This is a genomic window from Amycolatopsis sp. NPDC057786 (genome assembly GCF_042797905.1).
Classification (GTDB): domain Bacteria; phylum Actinomycetota; class Actinomycetes; order Mycobacteriales; family Pseudonocardiaceae; genus Amycolatopsis.
This window is the reverse complement of record NZ_JBHVKW010000002.1, coordinates 103766-120718: the sequence shown is the minus strand read 5'-3', so window position 1 is coordinate 120718 and position 16953 is coordinate 103766. Positions and strand designations below refer to the sequence as shown.

16 protein-coding genes and 1 tRNA gene are annotated in these 16953 nt (G+C 68.6%); 14 read left to right on the top strand and 3 right to left on the bottom strand.

Annotated elements, in window-relative coordinates:
• Positions 1-5: 5 nt before the first annotated feature.
• Complete coding sequence (locus ACFVM3_RS02255; RefSeq protein WP_378434783.1) at positions 6-407, top strand: Imm7 family immunity protein; 402 nt, start codon at positions 6-8, stop codon at positions 405-407.
• A 66-nt stretch (positions 408-473) separates the two neighbouring features.
• On the top strand, positions 474-767 hold the full coding sequence (locus ACFVM3_RS02250; RefSeq protein ID WP_034309553.1) for a YiaA/YiaB family inner membrane protein: 294 nt from the start codon (positions 474-476) through the stop codon (positions 765-767).
• 11 nt (positions 768-778) lie between these two features.
• Here the strand turns inward: ACFVM3_RS02250 and ACFVM3_RS02245 are convergent, their stop codons facing one another.
• Both ACFVM3_RS02245 and ACFVM3_RS02240 read right to left on the bottom strand, forming a co-directional pair.
• Positions 779-2476 (bottom strand): hypothetical protein, encoded by a 1698-nt coding sequence (locus tag ACFVM3_RS02245; protein WP_378434781.1) that lies wholly within the window; start codon positions 2474-2476, stop codon positions 779-781.
• A gap of 313 nt (positions 2477-2789) precedes the next feature.
• Positions 2790-2862, bottom strand: a tRNA-Gly gene (locus tag ACFVM3_RS02240).
• A gap of 197 nt (positions 2863-3059) precedes the next feature.
• Between ACFVM3_RS02240 and ACFVM3_RS02235 the strand changes: the two genes are divergently transcribed.
• The 3 genes from ACFVM3_RS02235 to ACFVM3_RS02225 all read left to right on the top strand — a co-directional run bounded on the left by ACFVM3_RS02235 (position 3060) and on the right by ACFVM3_RS02225 (position 6064).
• Positions 3060-4622 (top strand): sigma-70 family RNA polymerase sigma factor, encoded by a 1563-nt coding sequence (locus ACFVM3_RS02235; protein ID WP_378434779.1) that lies wholly within the window; start codon positions 3060-3062, stop codon positions 4620-4622.
• A 105-nt stretch (positions 4623-4727) separates the two neighbouring features.
• A complete protein-coding gene (locus ACFVM3_RS02230; protein ID WP_378434778.1) occupies positions 4728-5168 on the top strand; it encodes a DUF983 domain-containing protein in 441 nt (146 codons plus the stop codon).
• Positions 5169-5200: 32 nt separating this feature from the next.
• Positions 5201-6064 carry an Fpg/Nei family DNA glycosylase gene (locus ACFVM3_RS02225; protein WP_378434776.1) on the top strand — a complete coding sequence of 288 codons (864 nt, stop codon included), beginning with the start codon at positions 5201-5203 and terminating at the stop codon, positions 6062-6064.
• A 4-nt stretch (positions 6065-6068) separates the two neighbouring features.
• On the opposite strand, the gene ACFVM3_RS02220 is transcribed toward ACFVM3_RS02225, so the two are convergent.
• Positions 6069-7184 (bottom strand): serine hydrolase domain-containing protein, encoded by a 1116-nt coding sequence (locus tag ACFVM3_RS02220; protein WP_378434775.1) that lies wholly within the window; start codon positions 7182-7184, stop codon positions 6069-6071.
• Positions 7185-7353: 169 nt separating this feature from the next.
• Here ACFVM3_RS02220 and ACFVM3_RS02215 point away from each other — a divergent pair, with 169 nt between their 5' ends.
• The 9 genes from ACFVM3_RS02215 (at position 7354) to ACFVM3_RS02175 (ending at position 16935) form a co-directional block, all read left to right on the top strand.
• Entirely contained in the window at positions 7354-8649 is a 1296-nt protein-coding gene (locus ACFVM3_RS02215; protein WP_125679199.1) for a histidine kinase, read from the top strand.
• A 19-nt stretch (positions 8650-8668) separates the two neighbouring features.
• The gene (locus ACFVM3_RS02210; protein ID WP_378434773.1) at positions 8669-9514 is read left to right on the top strand and encodes a S49 family peptidase; all 846 of its coding nucleotides are present in this window, start codon (positions 8669-8671) and stop codon (positions 9512-9514) included.
• 185 nt (positions 9515-9699) lie between these two features.
• Complete coding sequence (locus ACFVM3_RS02205; protein WP_378434771.1) at positions 9700-11106, top strand: carbohydrate-binding protein; 1407 nt, start codon at positions 9700-9702, stop codon at positions 11104-11106.
• 145 nt (positions 11107-11251) lie between these two features.
• Entirely contained in the window at positions 11252-12088 is an 837-nt protein-coding gene (locus ACFVM3_RS02200) for a LytTR family DNA-binding domain-containing protein (protein ID WP_199745589.1), read from the top strand.
• Positions 12085-12603 carry a hypothetical protein gene (locus ACFVM3_RS02195; protein ID WP_378434769.1) on the top strand — a complete coding sequence of 173 codons (519 nt, stop codon included), beginning with the start codon at positions 12085-12087 and terminating at the stop codon, positions 12601-12603. The genes ACFVM3_RS02200 and ACFVM3_RS02195 overlap by 4 nt, the downstream gene beginning before the upstream one ends.
• Positions 12604-12634: 31 nt before the next feature.
• Positions 12635-14425: a cation acetate symporter gene (locus ACFVM3_RS02190; RefSeq protein WP_378434767.1), complete on the top strand. Its 1791-nt coding sequence runs from the start codon at positions 12635-12637 to the stop codon at positions 14423-14425.
• Positions 14426-14564: 139 nt separating this feature from the next.
• Positions 14565-14909: a DUF485 domain-containing protein gene (locus ACFVM3_RS02185; RefSeq protein WP_378434765.1), complete on the top strand. Its 345-nt coding sequence runs from the start codon at positions 14565-14567 to the stop codon at positions 14907-14909.
• Positions 14906-16537: a cation acetate symporter gene (locus ACFVM3_RS02180; RefSeq protein WP_378434763.1), complete on the top strand. Its 1632-nt coding sequence runs from the start codon at positions 14906-14908 to the stop codon at positions 16535-16537. Before ACFVM3_RS02185 ends, ACFVM3_RS02180 begins: the two co-directional genes overlap by 4 nt.
• A 47-nt stretch (positions 16538-16584) precedes the next feature.
• Positions 16585-16935: a rhodanese-like domain-containing protein gene (locus ACFVM3_RS02175; protein WP_378434761.1), complete on the top strand. Its 351-nt coding sequence runs from the start codon at positions 16585-16587 to the stop codon at positions 16933-16935.
• The last annotated feature ends 18 nt before the right edge of the window (positions 16936-16953 follow it).

Below are 16953 nucleotides of genomic sequence, written 5' to 3'. Positions count from 1 at the left end.
GGCGGGTGTTCGAATACCACGGGTGGGTGACCATCCAAGCGAGCCCTTCCGGTGACGACGACGCCGCGCTGCTCGAGCGCATCGTCGAACGGGTGCACCGAGCCGTCCGCGACTTCGGCGACGCCGACCTGCTCGACCTCCGCTGGGCCGCCGGAGCGCCGGTGCTGCACCTGGGCGGGATGGACAAACACGGCACCGCGATCGCGCCCGAGCTGGTGGACCTGTTCACTCGCGTCGGCGATCTCGCGCCCGGTTCCTACGGTCTCCTCCACGTCTGGGACGACCAGGACCCCGACCACGACAACGACTTCAAGGTGTACCGGATGGCCCGCGGCCTGGTCACCGAACACGGCGACGACCACCTGTCGCCGGTCGCGCCGACCGTGGTGGACGGCTACGAGATCTGAATCGCAACCCTTCTTGAGTAGCCGTACTCAAGACATCGCGGGGTGCTCGGCGCGACCTTGGTACGTATGACGAAAACCTCCGCAGCGCCGCCCACCACCGTCGCGTTCTTCGTCCAGGCCGCCCTGTCCTTCGGGCTGGCGCTGATCGCGGTCGTCATCGGCATCTGGTACCTGCCGGTCGACGGCTGGGTCCGCGGCTTCCTCGCTCTCGGCATGCTCTTCCTGACGACCTCGGCGTTCACCCTCGCCAAATGCATCCGTGACCGGCAGGACGAGAACACCGTCGTCAGCAGAGTCGACCAGGCCCGCGTCGACAAGCTCCTCGCCGAGCACGACCCCTTCAAAACCCCCGCGCTCTGAGCCGGCTGGGGTCAGGGCGCGGCTGGGGACAGCCGATAGAGGCGGCCTTCCCGGCTCGCGAACACGAGACCGTCCTTGAGACCCGGCCGTGCCACCGCCTCCCAGCCGGCGCGGCCGGTGATGGTGCCGAACTCCGTCGCGACGTCGCGACGCGGCAACCCCACCGCACCGCCACCGACGACCGTGCCCGCCGCGTCGGTGACCAGTACACAGTCGGGCTGTTCGCCGCCGAGGAAGGCCCAGCCGGTGAGCGTGGTGTCGCCGGTGACCGCGGGGCTCTCGATGAATCCGGCGGTCCGCTCGGCGTTCGGCGCGGCGGTGATCACCGGCGTCGCGGCCACGTCGATCCGCGATCCGAGTTCCGGCCCGCCCGCACCGCAGCCGAGGGTGAAGTCGGGAGTGAAGGGGTAGACGCCCAGCAGCCGGTACTTGGGGAGGAACTCCGGGTAGGCGTTCATCTTCTTGACGACCGACGCGGCGCCGGTCTGCATGGCGACCGCGAGGACGGGTTGAGTCGGATAGTCCTTGCGGAGGAGGTACGCGCTCGAAGATCCGACGGCATAGGTGCCGAGCCCGACGACGAGCGCGATCGGGACGAGGTAGCGCTGGACGCGGCCTTGTGCCCGGACGGCCAGCAGGACGAGGAGCGCGCCGACGGCGAGCAGGCCGATGATCGCGTAGCGGGCCGAGAGGCCCTCGATGTTGCTGTACCGCCCGCGCCCGAGCCCGATCAGCACGGCCGCCAGCGCCATGTGGAGGCCGAGCCCGACCCAGCCCGCATCGTTCACCTGATCGGTCTGTTCGGGCGCCGTCCCACGTCGTTTGACCGCGTCGGTGACGGCCAGCCCGATGGCCACGAGCATGGCGACACCGCAGACCATGGCGGTGTCGGCCGTGGAGGCCGCCCAGGTGCGGCCGAGGACGGTCACGACCGAGCCGAAGTAGGTGTCCGCGCCCAGGATGGCGGGTGGTGAGCCTGGCTCGTTACTGGTCGCGAGGCGCCACAGGATCAGGACGCCGAGGCCGAGAACCAGGGGAAGGAGCACCTTCCACGGCCTGTCCCGGCGAAGCCACGCGATCAGGGCGAGCGCGATCCAGACCGGGAAGGCGGCGCCGTGGCCGAGGCTGGCGACGACGGCGAGGATCGTGGCGGGGACGGTGTGACCGCGATGGGCGAACGCGATGGCCACGACGGCAGGGGCGATTCCGGCGAACCACTGGATGCCCATCCAGCCCGCGCCGTAGTAGTCGGTCCCGGCGGAGGAGAAGACCAGCAGCGAAAGCGCGGTCAGGACGGCGAGCCGGGGAAGGCCGGTGGGCTTCTCGGGGAGCATGCGCCAGAGCGCGAGGTAGGTGGCCAGTGCCAGCACGAACGTGGCGATGCCGAGGGCCGCGTTGGAACCGGCGAAGAGTTTCGCGTCGGCCCAGAAGAGCATCGCGACGAGGACGACCGGGTGCTCGTTGTACAGCTCGGTGAAGGTCGCCGGGTCGAGCGAGCCGTTCGCGTCGGTGGTGATGCCGATGACACGCCAGAAGTCCCAGTAGTTCATCCGGGGTGACCTGACGGCCTCGGCGAGCGCGAGCACGATCGGGGTGAGCAGGAGGAGCCACAGCGCCACGGCGCCGGGGTGGGGCGACCGAGCGGCTCGGGGACGGTCCGGGGTGGGCTCGACGGTGGCGATGTCGCCTCTCGGCGCGCTCTCGCTCATGCTCGTGCCCCCATACTCGAAGATCCGGTCCACAAAGTACCGAACCCCCAGGTGACGGCGTCCGTCAGCAGGGGCGATCCATGCCAAATCCGAATTACTACAGTCGTGTGACTCCACTCACCGAACCTGTAGCACTTAGTAACCGAAAATCTCCACGCCCCAGAGACGAGGAAGAGGGAAGATCGACGCGCCCGACAACCGACTCGCCAACGCGAGCGACAAGGAACGCGGGGGTCCGGGGGCTCGGGCCCCCGGGAATTATGGTGATCAGGTCCTGGTCCAGGCGTTCCCTGGACACGACGACCCACCTGCGAGCGGATGACGGGATTCGAACCCGCGACCCTCACCTTGGCAAGGTGATGCGCTACCAGCTGCGCTACATCCGCATGTCCTGCCCTGCTCCGGTACTCGTTTGAAGCAGTGGAACAACCATACACCGACCCTCTGTAGCGGTTTCGACCCACCCCTGCAGGTGCTTCGGTGTCACACCTGGCGTACAAGGGGTGACGACGGCTGCATACCTCCGTATGGTGTCCCCATTCGACCGAATGGTGAGTCCTTCGGGGAGGAGGTGCCTGGCCGGATGACCGAGCAGGGCACGGTGCCGCTTCAGGCGGCCTCGGAATCCGACGAGCAGGCATTGCTCCAGCGTCTCCGCGATGGGGAGGACGCCGCCTTCGGGGAGCTTTTCGAACTTCACGCCGCCGCGGTGCGGCGGCTGGCCCGCAGTCTGGCCGCCGATCGGTCGGAGGCGGAGGACATCACGGCCGAGACCTTCTTCCGGGTGCTTCAGGCGTTGCGCCGGGGCGCCGGTCCGCGGGACTACGTCCGGGCGTATCTGCTGACGGTGGCCCGCCGGGTCTCGTGGGAGTGGCACGGCGCGCGCCGTGACGTGCCGGTGAGCGACGACGAGCTGACCTTCCGGGCCGGGGCCGGTGCGGACACGCATGCCCGCACGGCCGAACATTCGCTGATCACGACGGCGTTCACGAGTCTGCCGGAGCGGTGGCGTTCCGTGTTGTGGCAGACCGAGGTCGAAGGCGAGCAGCCGTCGATGGTCGCGCCGCATTTCGGGTTGAGCGCGAACGCGACGGCGGCGCTGGCCCGGCGGGCGCGGCAGGGTCTGCGGGCGGCGTACCTCCAAGCGCATCTGTCGGTGAACCGCGGGCCGGATTCGTGCCGGGCCGTCGTGGAGAAGCTGGGCGGGTTCACCGCGGGCAGCGTCACCGGGGCCGAGGCGCGCCGGATCAAGACCCACCTGATCGCGTGCCAGTCCTGCCGCGCGACGCACGACGAGCTGCGTGACGTCTGTTCTTCGCTGCGGGCGCACGCCGGTGTCGTCGCCTTGCTGGTGCCGGCGGCCGCCGGTGCCCACGCGAGCGGGGCGCTGTCCGGGCTCGCCGCGTCGGTCAAGGGGCTTCTGCTCGGGTCGAAGGTGAAGGTCGGCCTGGCGGTCGCGTCGACGGCCGCCGCGGGCGCGGTCGGGATCGTCGCCGGTCCGGCCGTGTTCGGCACCGACGTGACGCATACCGTCGGCCTGCCCGGAGGCGGTCAGCCGGAGCTGGCGTTGCTGCCGGCGCAGGTCACTCCGCCCGCCCAAGGCCAGCAGGTGGAGCTTCCACCGCAGCGGATCGCCGAGGACCGGATGCACGGCAAGGGCGATCGGCCCGCCGTGACCGGGCGGGGCCAGGGCGCGGAACTCGGGGTGTCCGACATGCCGAGCCTGCCGGGGGTGGGCACGTCGCGGAACGACCTCGGCGGCGGTGACAACGGTGCCGCCGGTGACGGCGGTGGCGCCGTACCGCCACCGGACGAGCGGAATCCGGCGCAGGAAGAGACGACCGCGCCGCGGAACGAGGTCCCGGAACCGGGTACCGGTACGAACCAGACCACCTCGAAACGGGACGACATCCCACCAGGGGAGTCGCTGAGCCCGACGTCCACGACGACTCCTCGTGACGAGACGGATCCGTCGAACACGCCGGAGTCGACGACTGACCCGGAAGGGTCCACTTCGCCGGAGACGGGCACGCCCGAGAGCGAGACCGGGACTCCCTCCGGCGATCCGTCGGAAGACGAGCCGAGCCCGGTCAAACCGACTTCCCACTATCCGGAACCGGGTGTCGACTACCCGACGTGCCCATAACGCCCGAGCGGGCATATCGCCCTCGAACGCTCGCGAATCCGGCTCCCGTCACGGTACGGTGGAGTTCGCTCACGACGAGCGAGCGGCCGCGCGGGAGGCGACTGAATGAACCGGCTGGTGCACGGCGAGGACGGCCGTGACTGGGTGGTCCGAGCCCAGATGGAATGGCGTGCTCCCGCGACAGCGGACGATTTCGAGCACGATGTGGCAGGCAGCTACGGCCCGGGTATCGCGATGATCGCCGTGACGGCGCTGCTCGCGATCGTGCTCATCATGTGGACCCCCGCCGACGTGAGAATCCCGTCGTGGGTTCCGCTGGCGCTCCTGCTGATCGCGTTGTTCTTCCCGTTGCGGTGGATCCTGCGCCGCCCCTGGACCGTGGTCGCCGAAACCGAGGGCGACCTGGCAGGTGACAGGCCGTCGGAGCGCTGGGTGGGCACCATCCGCGGCATGTTCACCGTGCGCGGCGAGGTCTCGAAGATCACGAAGACCATCCAGAAGCACTCGCTGCCGGATTTCGACGGCCCGTTGCACCCGGTGGAGTAGTCGCGGCGGCCTGAACGCGCGAGACTGGGGTCATGCCCGAGTTACCCGAGGTCGAAGCGCTCGCCCACCACCTGCGTGAACACGCGGTGGGCAAGACGGTCTTCCGTGTCGACGTGGCGTCCCTCAGCGTGCTGAAGACGGCGACCCCGCCGTGGACGGAGCTGCACGGCCGCGAGGTCACCGGTGCGGGCCGGTTCGGCAAACATCTGGATCTCGTCGCCGGTGATCTCCACCTGGTCGTCCATCTGGCGCGGGCGGGCTGGCTGCGCTGGTCCGACGCGTTGGCGCCGGCACCGCTCAAACCCGGTAAGGGGCCGATCTCGCTGCGCGTCCATCTCGACGCGGCCGCCGGTCCGGGCTTCGATCTCACGGAGGCCGGGACGAAGAAGGGCCTGGCGGTCTGGATCGTGCGTGATCCGGAGAAGGAGGTCGCGAGTATCGCGCGGCTCGGGCCGGACGCGCTTTCGCTGGACCGCGCAGGGCTCGAGAAGTTGTTCGCCGGGCGCACCGAACGGTTGAAGACGGCGCTCACCGATCAGTCGCTGATCGCCGGGATCGGTAACGCCTACTCCGACGAGATCATGCACATGGCGAAGCTTTCTCCCTACGCCACGACCGGAAAGCTGTCCGAAGGGGCGCTCGACGGGCTCTTCGAAGCCATCAGCGAAGTGCTGACCAGCGCGGTGACGCGGTCGGTCGGCCAGTCCGCGGCCCGGCTCAAGGGCGAGAAACGGTCCGGGTTGCGGGTGCATGCGCGCACCGGGTTGCCGTGTCCGGTCTGCGGTGACACGATCCGCGAGATCTCGTTCGCGGACAAGTCCTTCCAGTACTGCCCGACCTGCCAGACCGGCGGGAAACCCTTGGCGGACCGGCGGATGTCGCGTCTGCTCAAGTGACCGGTCAGCAGAGGGCGGCCATCACCGCGGGCATCGGCGGCTTCGGTACCCGCTTCCCGCCGTGCACGTCCGCGGCGAGGTCGTACACGTTCAGCGCCAGCACGATCTGCTTCGAGCCGTCCGCGGTGCTCAGCGAAACGCTGTAGAATCCCGGCCCGGCACCGGTGTTGCCCCAAACCGTCTTCGTACCGCCGTCACACGGCAGGTTGAGTGTCTCGACGCCGGCGCCGTACGCGCCCAAGCCGCTGTACGGCACGAGCCGCTTGAGTTCGGCCTGCTGCGCGGGTGCCAAGAGCCGTCCCGCCAGCAACGCGCGGTGGAACGTCGCGACGTCGTCGACGGTCGACACCATCGCACCCGCGGTCCAGTCGTACGACGGGCTGAACACCGTCATGTCCTCGCCGCGCAGGTCGTATCCGTGCAGATGCGGACCGCGCAGGAACGGCGACCACAGCGGGAAGTACGTCCGCCCGAGGCCGAGCGGACCGAGGATCCGCCGCTGGATCTCCTCGCGGACGTCGTCGCGGGTGACCTGCTCGATCACCTTGCCCAGCACCAGATATCCGGTGTTCGAGTACTCCACGCCGGTGCCCGGCGCGAACGAGGGCCGGTCGACGAGCGACCGCCGGATCACCTCCGACGGCGTGATGACGTGCGCCCGGTTCCCCTGGACGAGGTACGGGTCGAAGAAATGCGGATCCAGCGGATCGTGCACGCCGGAAGTGTGGTTCAGCAGCATGCGCAGCGTGATCTTCTCCGGCTCGTAGCCCGGTCCGCGTACGACACCGGGCAGCCATCGCTCCACCGGATCGTCGAGGGACAGCGAGCCTTCACCCGCGAGCTGCAGCACCACCGTGGCGACGAACGCCTTGGTGTTGCTGGCGATCCGGAACCGGTGTTGCGGCCCCGCGGGTTCGCGCGTGGCCTGGTTCGCGTATCCGGCGCCGAAGCGCGAGACCGCCTCACCGGTCCGGACCTGGACGACCGCTCCCGGGAAACCCCCTTCGCCGACCAGATCGCCGACGGCCGCGCGCACCGGATCCCCGGCCGCGGTCGCCGTCCCGCTCGCCAGCAGTACCCCCGCCAGCACCCCCGCCGCGAGTTTCCCCGATCCGCGCATTGTGTTCCTCCCCCGGAAGCGATTGCCTGCGCACAGTCTTCTCGGTGCGACGAGGAGTGACCATGGGGGCGACGCCCCGGTCTTGGGTAGGGTCGGCCCCACCCTCAGTTGTCACAACTCAACGGAAAGTGGGGAGCAGACCTTGCACCCGGTTGGTCGAGCGCAGAGCATGGACGCCGTGTCCGGGCTCGAGATCGCGCAGATCATCCCTTGGGGTGTGGCGCTGCTGCTCGCGATCCTCGTCGTCGTCCTCCTGATCAAGCTGAGGCGTCCCGCGAGCATCGTGGAGAACGCGGTGCTGCAGGCCGTCCACCGCATGTCGAAGGCGACACCGGATCTCCGCGAGGGGCTCGACGAGCAGGTCGCCGACAAGATCACCAGCCAGCTGCTGGAGATGCTCGACTGCGTCGCCGTCGGCATCACCGACAGCGAAGGCACGCTGCTGTCGTGGGACGGCGAGGCCAACGACCACTACGTCGACCTCGTCGACGCCATCGGCAACGCCATCCGCAAGCACCGGCGCGAGGTCGTCGCGCACGACAAGATGCCGTGCAACCACCGCGGAACCTGCCGGATGCGGACGGCGGTGATCGTGCCGCTGATCGTCGAGGGCGAGACCGAGGCCGCGCTGCTGGTCGTCGGGCGCACCCGCGGGCGGCTGGTGCAGATGGCCGACGCGGTCGCGCAGTTCGTCTGCACCCAGTTCGAGCTGGCGCGTCTGGATGAATCGAAGAACCAGCTCCAGCAGGCGGAGATCAAGGCACTGCGCGCGCAGATCTCCCCGCACTTCGTCTACAACGCGCTCAACACGATCTCGTCGCTGATCCGGACAGACCCGGAGGAGGCGCGAGAACTGCTTCAGGACTTCGCGGACTTCACGCGCTACTCGTTCCGGACGTCGGGCATGTTCACTTCGCTCGCCGAGGAACTGCGGAACATCGACCGGTACCTGACCATCGAGAACGCCCGCTTCGGCGGACGGCTCGAAGTGCGGATGAAGATCGCGCCCGAGGTGCTTTCGGTGGTCGTGCCGTTCCTGATCATCCAGCCGCTGGTGGAGAACGCGGTCAAACACGGTCTCGCGTCGAAGCCGTCCGGCGGCTGCGTCACGGTGATCGCCGAGGATTACGGCGCCGAAGCGCTGATCAGCGTCGAGGACGACGGCATCGGCATGGAGCCCGCCAAGCTCGCGGACCTCCGCAGCCAGCACCGCACGGGCGCGCACGTCGGCCTCGGCAACATCAACCAGCGGATGCAGCAGGTGTTCGGCCGCGACTACGCGCTCATGGTCGAGACGGCGCCCGGCGCCGGCATGAAGGTGACCCTGCGGGTGCCGAAGTTCATGCCGGGCGTGCGGCCGAATCTGCCGGACTTCTCCGCCGACAGCGCGACCGTCCCGCCACAGGGCGGTCCGAACGAGTCCAGCGGGGTGAGCGGTTCGCGCAGCGGCGTGCTGCCGTCCTGAACGTCGGTAGCCTGGCGGTATGAGCGTTGCGGACAAGCTGACCTCCCGTCTCCCGATGATCGGCGATCGGGGTGAACGCAAGGACGTCGTCGCCGTGGTGAAGCTGCACGGGGTGATCACGCCGACCCCGTCGCCGCTGGCCAGGGGGTCGATCAACCTCGCCGCCGTCGAATCGGCGCTGACGCGCGCGTTCGGGCACGAGCGGCTGAAGGCCGTCGCGCTGCAGATCAACTCGCCGGGTGGCGCGCCGACGCAGTCAGGCCTGGTCGCCGAGCGGATCCGCCAGCTCGCCGACGAGAAGAACGTGCCGGTGCTGGCCTTCGCCGAGGACGTCGCCGCGTCCGGCGGCTACTGGCTGGCCTGCGCCGCCGACGAGATCTACGCGCACCGGACGTCGATGGTCGGCTCCATCGGCGTGATCAGCGGCGGCTTCGGGTTCACCGGTCTGCTGGAACGGTTCGGCATCGAGCGGCGGCTGCACACCGCGGGGGCGAACAAGTCCCGGCTCGACCCGTTCAGCCCGGAGAAGCCGGAAGACGTCGAGTGGCTGAAGAAGATGCACGGCCAGCTCCACGAACTGTTCGTCGACTGGGTCACCGAACGCCGCGGTGACCGGCTTTCCGGCTCCGAGGACCTGTTCACCGGGGATGTCTGGCTGGGCGCCCGCGCGGTCGAGCTCGGCCTGATCGACGGCGTCGGCAGCCTCCGCCAGGTGCTCAGCGAGCGGTACCCGGACGCCGAGATCGCGATCGCCGAACCGAAGAAGCCGCTGCTGGCGCGGCTCGGCATCGGCGCTCCCGCCGCGGCGAGCGCGCTTCTGGACGCCGTCCAGTCCAAGGCCGCCTGGAGCCGCTTCGGACTCTGACCCCGTGAGATGAAAGGTCCTTTCCTTGCAAATTTCGCAAGGAAAGGACCTTTCATTGCGTTCGGGGGCGGCGCGGATTCACCCGAACGGTGGTAGGCGTAAGTGGTTCAGACCAGGTCTCATATCGGACATACCGCTTTGTTGTGAACGGCAACAAACCTCGACAGCGTTGACGAGGAGGTCCGATGTCCGTTACTTCTCCCCGAACGAGCCGCTGGAAGATCGCGCTCGCCGCGACAGCCGGCGCGGCTCTGATCACGGTCCCCCTGACCCTGCCCGCGTCCGCCGCCGTCCCGCCCCCGCCGTCCGGCTGGACCACCGTGTTCACCGACGACTTCACCGGCGCCGCGGGCTCGCTCCCGTCCAGCGCGAACTGGATCATCGACACCGGCCACGGCTACCCCGGCGGCCCCGGCAACTGGGGCACCGGCGAGATCCAGAACTACACGGCGAACCCCGCGAACCTCGCCCAGGACGGTTCCGGGAACCTGCGGATCACGCCGTTGCGTGACGGCGCGGGCAACTGGACGTCGGCGCGGATCGAAACGCAGCGCACGAACTTCAAACCGCCAGCCGGCGGCGCGCTGCGGATCGAAGGCCGCATCCAGATGCCGAACGTCACCGGTGCCGCCGCGCTCGGCTACTGGCCCGCGTTCTGGGCGCTGGGCTCGCCGTATCGCGGCAACTACTGGAACTGGCCCGCCGTCGGCGAGTTCGACATCATGGAGAACGTCAACGGGATCAACACGGTCTGGGGTGTGCTGCACTGCGGCGTCAACCCCGGCGGCCCGTGCAACGAGACGACCGGCCTCGTCGGCAGCCGCACCTGCCCCGGCGCGAGCTGTCAGAGCGCGTTCCACACCTACACCTTCGAATGGGACACGAGCGTCAGCCCCAACGTGTTCCGGTGGTTCGTGGACGGCCAGCAGTTCCATTCGGTCAGCCAGAACCAGGTCGACGCCACGACGTGGGCCAACATGACGAACCACGCCGGCTACTTCGTCCTGCTGAACGTCGCCATCGGCGGCGCGTTCCCGAACAACAACTCCGGCACCACGACGCCGGGGCCGGGGATCGTGCCGGGACACCCGATGCTCGTCGACTACGTCACCGTCCTGACCCGCGGTGGCGGCACGACCCCCACCCCGCCCACGACCACCACCACGGGAAGTCCTGGCGGTGGCAGCGCGTACAGCACGATCCAGGCGGAGTCGTACGGCCAGGCGGCCGGGATCGCCAAACAGGCCACGTCCGACACCGGTGGCGGGCAGAGCATCGGTCCGGCGGGCAATGGTGACTGGGCGTTGTATCCGGGCATCGACTTCGGGACGCAAACGGGCAGGCAGTTCCAGGCGCGCGTCGCGTCCGGAGCGGCGGGCGGCGTCAGCGGACTCGTCGAAGTCAGGCTCGACAGCCGGTCCAACCCGCCCGTCGGCAGCTTCGCCGTCGCGAACACCGGCGGCTGGCAGAGCTGGCGGACCATCCCGGCGAATATCAGCGGCGTCACCGGGAAACACGACGTCTACCTGACCTTCACGAGCGGACAGCCCGCCGATTTCGTGAGCGTCAACTGGTTCACCTTCACGCCGTGAAGGGCTAGATGTGGCACGGCGAGGCGGTTCGTGTCACCGGAAAAGATGACGGCACCGGTCACCCCAGGCGCGGGGGTGGGCGGTGCCGTCCTTTTCGTTCGACTTTCGTGAAGCGGGCTGGACAAGGAACCCGGCAATGGGCAGGATGCGTCTCACTGTGAGTGCTCACGATGACACCCGGAAGCTCATCGTCCTGGCGGTGGACGATGAGCCCAAAGGGCTAGACGAACTCGTCCACTGTCTCCGCAACAGCCCGCACGTCGCCCTGGTCTATCCGGCGATCGACGCTTCGGAGGCGCTGCGACTGCTGTCCGCGGACGACCCGAGGCTGGCCGACCGCAAGGCCCGCGGGCTGCCGATCGTGGACGCGGTGTTCGCCGACATCGACATGCCCGGTCTGTCCGGGATGGAGATGTCGCGGGTGTTCGCCGCGCTGCGCCCGTCGCCGGCGCTGGTGTTCGTGACCGGGCACGCGGAAGAGGCCGTCAACGCCTTCGACCTCGGCGCGCTCGACTACGTGCTCAAGCCGTACCAGCAGGATCGTCTCGACCGCGCCATCACACGCGTGATGGACAAACTCGCCGCCAACGCCGCGCCGAAGTTCGGCGCGGAAGGCGGGCTGGGACAGGTCAAGAACGACGACGAGGTCATCCCCGTCGAGCTCGCGGGCACCACGAAGCTCATCCCGCGGTCGTCGGTCCGCTGGGTCGAGGCGCAGGGCGACTACGCCCGGTTGTTCACCACCGACGGCAGCCACCTGGTCCGCATCCCGCTCGCCCAGCTCGAAGAACGCTGGGAGAAGGCGGGTTTCGTCCGCATCCACCGGTCGTTCCTGGTCTCGCTGCCGCTGATCACCGAACTGCGCATGGGGCAGGGCGGGTACCAGGTCGTGATCGGGAACGAGGAGAAGGTGCTGCCGGTGAGCCGCCGCCACACGCGCGCTCTCAAGGACAGGCTGGTCGGCGCCAACCGGTCGACGTGACCGACGACTACTACCGCCGCGTCAACGGCGTCCGCGAACCGGACCCGACGCTCGGCAAGAGCAGGAAACCGGCGGTGCCGGAGGGCGCCGCCGTCGAACCCGTTCCCGGCGCGCCGACCGGTCCGAAGCACGAGCAGGCCAAACCCGAACATCACGCGAAACCCAAGCGGCAGCGGGTGATCCTCGCCGATCCGCGGCAGGCCACCAGCACCCTGCGGGCCAGGGTCGAACTCGAAGAACAGACCAGCTGGGGGAAACTCCTCGTCCGGGATCTGGTGAAGATCCAGCTGCGCACGGCTTCCCTGCTGGCGCTGCTGGTGATGGTCACACTGTGTTCGCTTCCGGTGCTGTTCTATCTGATCCCGTCGTTCGGACGGGTGACCGTCGTGGGCATCCCGGTGCCCTGGTTGATCCTCGGCGTGGCGCCGTTCCCGTTCCTGTTCGGCATCGGTCTCTGGTACAACCGGCTCGCCGAACGGCACGAACGCGACTTCGTCGACATGATCGAGAACTGATTGCGGAGCTGCACATGCGAGGATCCCTGCTGTGCAGCTGAATTCGTGGGCCATCGCCGGCATAGTGCTGGTCGCGGTCCTGACCTTCTACCTCGGACATCGCTCGTCGAGGTCGGCCGTCAGCACGCACGATTTCCTCGTCGCCCGGCGCACCGTGCGGTCCCGGCGCAACGCCGCCGCGATCTCCGGTGAGTACCTGTCCGCCGCGTCGTTCATGGGCGTCGCCGGCATCGTGCTCAAGGACGGCGCCGACGCGCTGTGGTTCCCGATCGGCTTCACCGCGGGCTATCTCGCGCTGATGCTGTTCGTCGCCGCTCCGCTGCGGCGTTCCGGCGCGTACACGCTGCCGGACTTCGTCGAGATGCGGCTGGGTTCGACGATGCTGCGCCGGGTCTCGACGGCGTTCGTGGTGTTCATCGGGATCCTCTACATGGTCCCGCAGCTGCAGGGCGCCGGGCTGACCCTCACGACCATCCTGCCGGTGCCGGTGTGGGCCGGAGCGCTCCTGGTCACCTTCGTGGTCGGGTTCAACGTGATCGCGGGCGGGATGCGCGCCATCACCGTCGTCCAGGCCTTCCAGTACTGGCTGAAACTGTTCGCCATCGCGGTGCCGACGTTCATCCTGTGCATCGTGTTCCTCGGTTCCGGTGGGCCGGGCAGCGCGCGTCCGCTGGGGCAGCCCGCCCCGCCGACGTTCCCGGAGAACACCACGGTTTCGGTGCAGGCCGACGTCACGCTGAAGGTCACCTCGGTGACCGTGCTCGAGGCGTACGGACAGGTGGAAGGCGCGCGTGCCAACGGTTTCGCGGTGTGGACGCCGGAGGCCGCGCACAAGGTCGAGAAGGGCACGACGCTGAAGTTCACCGCGGGCACCCCGGTGCCGGTGGTCAGCGACGCGCCCGCGTCCAACGGCGACTGGCTCCGGCCGGGGTCGGGCAGTCTCACCGATCTGCTGCAGGTCTATTCGCTGATCCTCGCGACCTTCCTCGGCACCATGGGCCTGCCGCACGTCCTGGTCCGCTTCTACACCAACCCCGACGGGAAGGCCGCGCGACGCACGACGGTGCACGTCCTGCTGCTGCTCGGGCTGTTCTACCTGTTCCCGACGCTGCTGGGCGCGCTTTCGCGGATGTACGTGCCGGAGCTGCTGGTGACCGGCAAGACCGACGCCGCGGTCCTGCTCCTGCCGTCCGCCGTCCTCCCCGGACTCGGGGGGCAGATCCTGGGCGCGGTGACGGCGGCCGGCGCCTTCGCGGCGTTCCTGTCGAGTTCCTCCGGACTGCTGGTGAGTGTGGCCGGGGTCGTGTCCACCGACGTCCTGCCCGGCCGCGTCCGCGATTTCCGCGTGGCGACGGCGATCGTGGCGATCATCCCGTTCGCGCTGGCGGTCCTGCTGCCGTCGGAGGACCTCTCGCTTTCGGTCGGGATGTCGTTCGCGCTGGCCGCGTCGACGTTCAGCCCGCTGCTGCTGCTCGGCGTCTGGTGGCGCAAGCTCAGCTGGCCCGGCGCGCTGGCCGGGATGCTCGTCGGCGGCGGGCTGGTGCTGACCGCGCTGGTGGTCAACATCGTCAGCAAGTACAGCGGCGGCTGGGCGCCGTGGTTCGCGAACCAGCCGGCGCTGATCACCGTCCCGGCGGCGTTCCTGACCACCTACCTGGTGAGCCGCGCGACCGGATACGGGCGGCCGGACGACGTCCACGGCGTGATGCTGCGACTGCACGCGCCCGATCCGCTCGGATTCATGCGTGATCGTGCGGTCGCCCGGTTCGGGCAGGCCGAAGAGAAGACGCGGACCACCGGAAAAGGCCGTCACCGAAAGTAAGTCACCCTTTCGAGTCGCGAGCGTCTACTCAGAGTCGTACCGTTCACTCAAATGGATTGCTCCTCTCACGCCCTAAGAGGGGCATGATCTTTCGTGACAACGAAGTCATCGAATGGTCGCGGCAGACGGGAGGTCCGACGTGAGCGATACCGATCAAGGTCTCGGGTCCGATCCGGAATCCGACTGGGAAAAGGTCCAGGCGAGCCCCGAATTCGCCGAGTTGCGACGAAGGCTCCGGGTATTCGTTTTCCCGGTCTCGGCCCTGTTCCTCCTCTGGTATCTGCTCTACGTGCTCCTCGCCGACTACGCGTCCGGGTTCATGAGCACCAAGCTCTTCGGCAACATCACCGTCGGCCTGGTCTTCGGCCTGCTGCAGTTCGTGTCCACCTTCGTGATCACCGGCCTCTACGTCCGGTACGCGAACCGGAAACTCGATCCGCTCGCGGACAAGATCCGGCACGAGGTCGAAGGGACTGAACGGTGAATACGCTGGCAGCGGGCGTACAGGGGAGCAATCCGGCGCTCAACATCACCATTTTCGCGATCTTCGTGGCGATCACGCTCGTGATCGTTTTCCGGGCGAGCCGGAATACGAAGACCGCGTCCGACTACTACGCCGCCGGCCGCGCGTTCACCGGTCCGCAGAACGGCATCGCGATCTCGGGCGACTATCTGTCCGCGGCGTCGTTCCTGGGTATCGCCGGTGCGATCGCGATCAACGGTTACGACGGTTTCCTCTACTCGATCGGCTTCCTCGTCGCGTGGCTGGTGGCGTTGCTGCTGGTCGCGGAACTGCTGCGCAACACCGGCAAGTTCACCATGGGCGACGTGCTGGCGTTCCGGATGAAGCAGCGCCCGGTCCGCGCGGCGGCCGCGATCTCCACGCTCGCCGTCTCGTTCTTCTACCTGCTCGCGCAGATGGCGGGGGCCGGTGGCCTGGTGAACCTGCTGCTCGGCATCGAAGGGAATCTCGGCCAGGACCTGGTGATCGCCGTCGTCGGCGTGATCATGATCCTGTACGTGCTGATCGGTGGGATGAAGGGCACCACGTGGGTCCAGATCATCAAGGCCGTCCTGCTCATCGCGGGCACGTTCGCGATGACGTTGTGGGTGCTCGGGAAGTACGGCTTCAACCTGTCCAGCCTGTTCCAGGCCGCCGTCGACAAGGGCGGGCAGACCGGCGAAGCGCTGCTCGGGCCGGGCAAGCAGTACGGCAAGACCGGTACGACGAAGCTCGACTTCCTGTCGCTGGGCATCGCGCTGGTGCTCGGCACCGCGGGCCTGCCGCACGTGCTCATGCGCTTCTACACGGTGCCGACCGCGAAGGACGCGCGCCGTTCGGTGGTGTGGGCGATCGCGCTGATCGGCGTCTTCTACCTGTTCACCCTGGTACTCGGCTACGGCGCCGGCGCGCTCGTCGGCCCGGACGTGATCGCGAAGGCGCCGGGGACGACCAACTCGGCGGCCCCGCTGCTGGCGCTCGAACTGGGCGGCCCGATCCTGCTCGGGTTCATCGCGGCGGTGGCGTTCGCGACGATCCTCGCGGTGGTCGCGGGCCTGACGATCACCGCGTCGGCGTCGTTCGCGCACGACGTCTACGCCAGCGTGATCAAGAAGGGCAAGACCGCTCCGGACAGCGAGGTCCGCGTCGCGCGGATCACCGCGCTGGTGATCGGGGCGGTCGCGATCGTCGGCGGGATCCTCGCGAAGAACCAGAACGTGGCGTTCCTCGTGGCGCTCGCGTTCGCGGTGGCGGCGTCGGCGAACCTGCCGACGATCCTGTACTCGCTGTTCTGGAAGCGGTTCAACACCCAAGGCGCGCTGTGGAGCATCTACGGCGGGCTGAGCGTGTGCGTCATCCTGATCGTCTTCTCGCCCGCGGTCTCGGGTAAGCCCGTCGACCCGAAGACCGGCAAGAGCGCTTCGATGATCCAGGGCGTCGACTTCCACTGGTTCCCACTGGACAACCCGGGCATCGTCTCGATCCCGGTCGCCTTCTTCCTCGGCTGGCTCGGGACCGTGCTGTCCAAGGAGCACAACCAGAAGAAGTACGCCGAGATGGAGGTCCGCTCGCTCACCGGTGTCGGGGCGGAAAAGGCCGTCCGGCACTGAGTGCCTCTTCACGCGCGCGCAACGGGACGGGATGCGAGGATGGGAGGGTGGTGAGCCCTGCTGACATCCCGACCGTCGCCGTCCGTGACCTGCCGAAGGACGGTGTCGCGCTGCTCGACGTCCGCGAGGACGACGAGTGGGCCGCCGGGCACGCCCCGGGTGCCAAGCACATCCCGATGGGTGAGCTGCCCGCGCGTGTCGCCGAACTCGACGAGCTGCCCGACGACCAGCCGATCCACGTGATCTGCCGCAGTGGCGGCCGGTCCGCGCGCGCCACCGCGTGGCTCAACGCGAGCGGCTGGGACGCGGTGAACGTCGCCGGCGGGATGGGCTCCTGGAAGCAGGAGGGGCGCCCGATGGTCGGCGACCATCCCGGCGTCGAACCCGAAGTGCTGTAACCGTGCAGCCAGGCCACT

Bases quoted from the DNA above. Each gene is read 5' to 3' on its own strand.
- ACFVM3_RS02250 (WP_034309553.1), top strand. From the start codon at position 474: ATGACGAAAACCTCCGCAGCGCCGCCCACCACCGTCGCGTTCTTCGTC.
- ACFVM3_RS02245 (WP_378434781.1), bottom strand. From the start codon at position 2,476: ATGAGCGAGAGCGCGCCGAGAGGCGACATCGCCACCGTCGAGCCCACC.
- ACFVM3_RS02235 (WP_378434779.1), top strand. From the start codon at position 3,060: ATGACCGAGCAGGGCACGGTGCCGCTTCAGGCGGCCTCGGAATCCGAC.
- ACFVM3_RS02230 (WP_378434778.1), top strand. From the start codon at position 4,728: ATGAACCGGCTGGTGCACGGCGAGGACGGCCGTGACTGGGTGGTCCGA.
- ACFVM3_RS02225 (WP_378434776.1), top strand. From the start codon at position 5,201: ATGCCCGAGTTACCCGAGGTCGAAGCGCTCGCCCACCACCTGCGTGAA.
- ACFVM3_RS02220 (WP_378434775.1), bottom strand. From the start codon at position 7,184: ATGCGCGGATCGGGGAAACTCGCGGCGGGGGTGCTGGCGGGGGTACTG.
- ACFVM3_RS02215 (WP_125679199.1), top strand. From the start codon at position 7,354: ATGGACGCCGTGTCCGGGCTCGAGATCGCGCAGATCATCCCTTGGGGT.
- ACFVM3_RS02210 (WP_378434773.1), top strand. From the start codon at position 8,669: ATGAGCGTTGCGGACAAGCTGACCTCCCGTCTCCCGATGATCGGCGAT.
- ACFVM3_RS02205 (WP_378434771.1), top strand. From the start codon at position 9,700: ATGTCCGTTACTTCTCCCCGAACGAGCCGCTGGAAGATCGCGCTCGCC.
- ACFVM3_RS02200 (WP_199745589.1), top strand. From the start codon at position 11,252: ATGCGTCTCACTGTGAGTGCTCACGATGACACCCGGAAGCTCATCGTC.